The organism is Acidovorax sp. IB03, assembly GCF_016406015.1.
GTDB lineage: Bacteria > Pseudomonadota > Gammaproteobacteria > Burkholderiales > Burkholderiaceae_C > Acidovorax > Acidovorax temperans.
Genome location: NZ_JAEFCH010000003.1, coordinates 211,723 through 217,765 on the forward strand (window position 1 = coordinate 211,723; position 6,043 = coordinate 217,765).

Genomic DNA, 6,043 nt, shown 5'->3' on the forward strand with positions numbered 1-6,043 from the left:
ATGGGCGCCTAGGCCTCAATGAAAGTCGCGGCTGCCCTGCAACGCCCCGCCCAGGCGGCCCAGCAGCGGGGTCAGGTCTTTGAAGCGCTGGGCGACCAGGTGACGCACGGCGGGCACCCCAGGCGCTGCGCCCTGCCCCCCGGCCGATGGCGGCACCGGCCCTGTAGCGCACTGCCACAGGCCCTGCACGGCCAGCAGTTGTGACTTGAGCAGCGCATCGCGCCACTGCTCAATCAACCCCGGCCAGACGACGACGTTGACCGGGCCGGTTTCATCCTCCAGCGTCACAAACATGGTGCCTTTGGCGGTGCCCGGCCGCTGGCGCACGGTGACGATGCCGCAGGCGCGCACGCTGCGGCCATGGGGCACGCTTTGCAGCTGCAGGGCCGTGAGCAGCCGCCAGCGCGCCAGGCGCGGGCGCAGCAGGGCCAGTGGGTGGCGGCGCAAGGTCAGGCCCGTGGCGGCGTAGTCGAAGACGATTTCTTCGCCCTCGGGCGCCTGGGGCAGCTCCAGCGGCGCTTCGTTGACCGGGGCGTGGCGCAGCAGCGCAGGGGCGCGGTGCTGGGCGGCGGCGTCCCACATTTGCTGGCGACGGTGGCCCGACAAGGCGGCCAGCGCATCGGCAGCGGCCAGGGCCTGCAGGTCGTGCCGCTCCAGCCCGGCGCGCAGGGCCAGGTCTTCGGTGCTGGCAAAGCGGTGCTGCGGTGCCTGCGCACGGGCCTGCAGCAAGCGCTTTGCGGCATTGGCATGCAGGCCGCTGACCAGCCGCAACCCCAGGCGCACCGCAGGCTGGGGCAAGGCAGCGGGCCGCACGCCGGGGATGGGCCGGGGGGGCTGCAGCCGCTGGGGCGTGCCTTCCAGCGTGCAATCCCAGTCGCTGTGGTTCACATCGATCGGCAGCACACGCACGCCGTGGCGGCGGGCATCCTGCACCAGTTGCGATGCGCTGTAGAACCCCATGGGCAAGGAGTTGAGCAGCGCCGCGAGAAAGCACGCGGGCTCGTGGCACTTGAGCCAGCTGCTGCTGTAGGCCAGCAGCGCAAAGCTGTAGGCATGGCTTTCTGGAAAGCCGTATTCGCCAAAGCCCAGCATCTGCGCAAAGATGGCCTGGGCAAAGGGCAGCGCGTAGCCGTTGGCAACCATGCCGTCGATCAGGCGCTTTTCAAACTTATGCACGCCGCCCGTGCGCTTCCAGGCGGCCATGGACCGGCGCAGGGCATCGGCCTCGGCGGCTGAGAAATTGGCCGCAATCATGGCGATCTGCATCACCTGTTCCTGAAAAATCGGCACGCCCAGCGTGCGCTCCAGCGCCTTTTCCAGCTCGGGCTTTTCCAGCACCAGCGCCTCGCCCCGCCTGCGCCGCTCGCGCGCCTGCAAATACGGATGCACCATGCCGCCCTGGATGGGGCCGGGCCGCACGATGGCCACTTCCACCACCAGGTCGTAAAACACACGCGGCTGCAGGCGCGGCAGCATGCTCATCTGGGCGCGGCTTTCGATCTGGAACACGCCCACGGTGTCTGCGGCGCAAATCATGTCGTAGGTGTGCGGGTCTTCAGCCGGGATGTCGGCCAGCCGCCAGCGCTCACCCCGCAGCGCGGCGCGCAGATCCAGGCAGCGGCGCAGTGCGCTGAGCATGCCCAGCGCCAGCACGTCCACCTTCATCAGGCCCATGTCGTCCAGGTCGTCCTTGTCCCACTGGATGATGGAGCGGTCTGCCATGGCCGCGTTTTCAATCGGCACCAGCCGCGACAGCGGCCCCTGCGTAAGCACAAAGCCGCCCACATGCTGGCTGAGGTGGCGCGGAAACCCGTGCAGCTCACCCGCCAGTTCCAGCCACAGGCGGGCGGTGTGCGCCGCCAGCGGCTGGCCCAATGATTCGGCCAGGGCCTGCAGCTTGTGGCTGGCCAGGTCTTCGTCAAACCAGTGGTGCTCTTTGGCAAAGGCATCGACCACCGCCGGGTGCACGCCCAGGGCCTCGCCCACGTCACGCAGCACGCTGCGGGTGCGGTAGGTGGTGACCACGGCGGCAATGGCGGCGCGGTCGCGTCCGTATTTGCTGTAGATGTACTGGATAACCTCTTCGCGCCGATCATGCTCAAAGTCCACATCAATGTCGGGCGGCTCCTGGCGGTCTTTGCTGATGAAGCGCTCAAACAGCAGGTGCGAGCGGGTGGGGTCTACCTCGGTAATGCCCAGGCAAAAGCACACCGCCGAATTGGCCGCCGAGCCGCGCCCCTGGCACAAGATGCCCTGGCTGCGCGCATAGCGCACGATGTCGTGCACCGTCAGAAAGTACATCTCGTATTGGCAGTCGGCAATCAGCGCCAGCTCACGCTGCAGCTGGGTGTGCACCGCAGGCGGCACGCCCTGCGGGTAGCGGCTGGCTGCGCCTTCGTAGGTGAGCCAGGCCAGGCCCTGGGCGGGTGTCATGCCGGGGGGCACGGCCTCTTGCGGGTATTGGTATTTGATTTCGTCGAGGCTGAAGGTGCAGCGCTGCGCAATCTGCACCGTGGCCTGCAGCAGCTCGGGCGGATAAATGCCCGCCAGCCGCACGCGCTGGCGCAGGTGCCGCTCGGCATGCGGCTGCAGCGCAAAGCCGCATTGCGCCACCGGCAGGCCCAGGCGCACGGCGGTGATCACGTCCTGCAGCGGCTTGCGCGAGCGCACATGCATGTGCACATCGCCCGCGGCCACCAGCGGCACGCCCACCGCCGCGCCCGCCTGCTGCAAGGTGGCCAGCCACAGGTCGTCGTCGGGCTCCAGCAGCAGCTCAGCCACCAGCCAAAAATTCAAGCCAAACTGGGCTCTAGCGCTTTCCAATAAAGCGCTAACAGCTACAAAATCAGTAGCGTTTTGCACCGTGCGCTCGGGCACCAGCAGCAGCTCGCAGCCTTGCAGCTGGCGCACATCGCTCAGGGGCCCCATCTGGTAACTACCTTTGGCCGCGCTACGCCGCGCCGTGGTGATGAACTGGCACAGGTTGCCCCAGCCCTGCGCATTGCGCGCCAGTGCCACCAGCCGAAAGCCGGGGTACGCAAACTCGCTGCCCACGATGAGGTGCAGCCCCAGCGCCTTGGCCCGCACATGGGCGCGCACCACACCCGCCACCGAGCATTCGTCCGTCAGCGCCAGTGCGCGGTAGCCCAGGGCGGCAGCGCGCTCCACCAGCTCGTGCGGGTGCGATGCGCCACGCTGAAAGCTGAAGTTGGAGACGCAGTGCAGCTCGGCATAGTCGGGCAGCACCAGCGTGGCCGGGCGGGCGGGTGTGGTGCCTTCAGCCATAAATGCCGTGCAAAAACCAGCGATGCTGCCGGGTGGGCGCGCCGCCTTCGGTGCCAGGCGGGGCCGATGGTGTCCGCTCACGAAACACCCACACATGCCCGGCGCGCTCGTTGTGGGCCACAAAGTAGTCGCGAACCACCAGGCCGGGGGCGGGGTCGGCACCGCAGGCATTGGGGGGCGATTCAGGGGCGTCGGCAGCTTCCCACCACGCGGCCTCCAGCCGGTGGGGGCCCGCCAGCAGGCGCAGCGGCCCCTGGTAGCAAGGGCGGCTGCCCTGCACCGCCAGGCGTTGCGGCGGGCGCAGCAGCCAGGTGGGCCACAGGCTGGCGTCGGGCAACGCGTGGGGCTGCGGGGATTTGCCAGGGTCTGTTCCACCTGCCTGCAGCAAGTGGCTGACGGGCCGCCAGTGCTGCATGCGTTCGGGCCGGTGGTCTGCCACCAGGGCCACGCCTTGCACCTGCTCGGGCCCCAGGCGGGCCGACAGGCGCTCTACCAACTGGTGCCAGCTTTCACTGCGGGCGTGGTCTTCGGCACTGCGGCCCACCACGCCTGCGGGGGGCAGCAGGCTGGCGCTGGCCTGGGGCATGGGCACGGTTTGCAGGGCGCGCAGGGCAATCTGGTTGACGGGTGCGGCCAGCGGCGTGCGGGCCAGGTGCTCGGCCAGCAGGCGGCGCAGGTGGGCCAGGGCCTGCGTGGGCTGGGCGGTGCGCACAGGCAGCGCCTGCCAGGGGGGCACGGGCTTGCCGTCCACCTTGCGCAGGTCGTGGTGCCAGGCCAGTTCCAGCGCCAGCACGCCCTGCTGGCGCGCCTGTAGCCAGGCCTGCAGTGCTTGCAGCAAGGCGTGGGCCGACCACAGCAGCGCATCGGCCGAGGTGGCCAGCGCGGGCAGCTCGGCCGCCAGGGCGAAGGTTTCGGGCAGCTCCAGCCAGGTGTGCGTGTGGGGGGCGTCGCCATAGGCACAGTCCAGCGCGTACAAGGCCGAAGCGCCCAGCCGCCGCGCCACCCCATCGCGCGGCAAGGCGCGCAACTGGCCCCAGGTGTTGCAGCCCATGCGCGCCAGGCTGGCCACATGGGGGCGCAGCGCCGTCAGGGTGTGCAGGGGCAAATCGTGCGGCACGCGCCGGGGTGGGCGCAGCCCTGCCTGCTGCAGCCGCAGCAGTGCCAGGGCCTGGAACGATGTAGCGCCCTGGGCAAAAGGCGCGGGCGGTGGCTGCACGCGGGGCGATGGAGACGCCAGCCAGGCCACCGGTGCAGGTTCGGGCGCAACGCCGGTTTCCATCGCAGGCGCACTGGCTTGCAGCTGGGCCAGCAGCGCCGCGCGGCCGCCCCACAGGCGCTCGGTGGTAGACACCTCCAGCAGCAGCGCCTCATCCACACGCGCCACCCTGGGGGTAAAGCGCAGCGCCCACCAAGCCTCGGCGCCTTGTACCGTTTGCCATGTGGGCGTAGCACCGGGCACACCGCCCGACGGTGCGTGCGCGTGCAGGCTGGGCTCGGCACCCGCTACCCCAGGGGCGTGGGCGCTGGGCGGGCGGGGTTCAACGGGTTGCGGGCACGGCCAGGCGATCCAGTGCATGTGCCACCCCCTTCCACCCACCGGCAGGCTCTTGCAAACCACCCAGCGCAGCACCACCCTCCCGCATCCCGAACGCAGTGGCCAGCGCCAATGCGGGCAATGCTGCAGGTGCAGCAGAAACGGGTGATGACCGCACAGGCGTTACGGGCGCAACAGCGCCCTGCCCTCGCCGCTGCTGGCTGCGCAGGGCGCCTGCTGCCAGCACCTGCGCCAGCCGGGCTGAGCCCGCTGGCAACACCAAAGGCTGGGCCAGCGGCGGCCCCTTGCGCTTGAGCACCTGCACCCGCATGGCCAGGGGCTGGGTCACGTCTTCTTGCACCCACAGCCGCAGCGGCGCGGGCGATGCCTGCTGGCGCACCCCGGCGGGGCGAAACACCCACAGCAACTGCCCCATTTGCGCAGCCGCCAGGTGCAGGCGGCGCAACTGATCGGGCAGCGCCTGGGGCAGCCAGGCCACCACGGCCAGCACATCGCGGCAGCGCAGCGCCTGCTCGGCCGCCCACAGCGCGGCGGTGGCGGCTTTGCCTGTGGCTGCAGCCCCCGGCTGCACCTTGCACAAGCGCGCAGGCGGCAGGCCAGCGGCCTGCAAGGCAGGGGCAAAAGGCTCGAACGGCGGGGCGACCAGCACCACAGACCCCGGCCGGGCCGCCGTGGCCTGCGCCAGCGCGGGCTGCAGCAGTTGCCAGGCATGGCGGCTGGGGTTGGGCTGCAGCACCTCGGTCAGCGCGCCAATGGGCCAGCCGCCACCGGGCAACTGCGCATCCAGCGCGCTGTGCCCCGTGGGCTGGGTGGGGGCCGAAGCGGCATCGCACAACTGGTGGCCCAGCCAAAGCCCCTGCAAATGCACAGGGGCTTTGGCTGGCGCATCGCGCGGGGGCGCAAAAGACAAGGCAGACATGGAGGAAGTTCGCGGGGTGGGTGAATCAACGGTGCGTCGTGAATTGCATAATAACTGTATTTTTATAAGGGGTATCTATTTAGCTCCAGCAGCCCCATTGATACTGTGATTTCATCCAGCAATGGTATCCGATTGGCTCTCCCCGGTGTTCTTGCTCACGACATCCCCATACGTCACTGGCGGCGTAACCACCGCTTGCTGCAGCAAGCGGTAAAACAGCATCCCGCGTGAGCTGGATGTGCGCCGGTTGAAACGGAACACGAATTCATCGAGATAGGCGTCCA

At 69.3% G+C, this 6,043-nt stretch carries 3 protein-coding genes and 1 pseudogene; all 4 read right to left on the reverse strand.

The features are described 5' to 3' along the window. Positions 1 to 15: 15 nt before the first annotated feature. Positions 16 to 3,285 (reverse strand): error-prone DNA polymerase, encoded by a 3,270-nt coding sequence (locus IHV84_RS03140; RefSeq protein ID WP_198845761.1) that lies wholly within the window; start codon positions 3,283 to 3,285, stop codon positions 16 to 18. Beyond that, a complete protein-coding gene (locus IHV84_RS03145; protein WP_233099667.1) occupies positions 3,278 to 4,861 on the reverse strand; it encodes a DNA polymerase Y family protein in 1,584 nt (527 codons plus the stop codon). Before IHV84_RS03145 ends, IHV84_RS03140 begins: the two co-directional genes overlap by 8 nt. Then, positions 4,824 to 5,759 (reverse strand): translesion DNA synthesis-associated protein ImuA, encoded by a 936-nt coding sequence (imuA, locus tag IHV84_RS03150; RefSeq protein WP_198845762.1) that lies wholly within the window; start codon positions 5,757 to 5,759, stop codon positions 4,824 to 4,826. Before imuA ends, IHV84_RS03145 begins: the two co-directional genes overlap by 38 nt. Before the next feature lie 111 nt (positions 5,760 to 5,870). Next, positions 5,871 to 6,043: pseudogene (locus IHV84_RS03155) on the reverse strand (IS1595 family transposase); the annotation flags it as partial.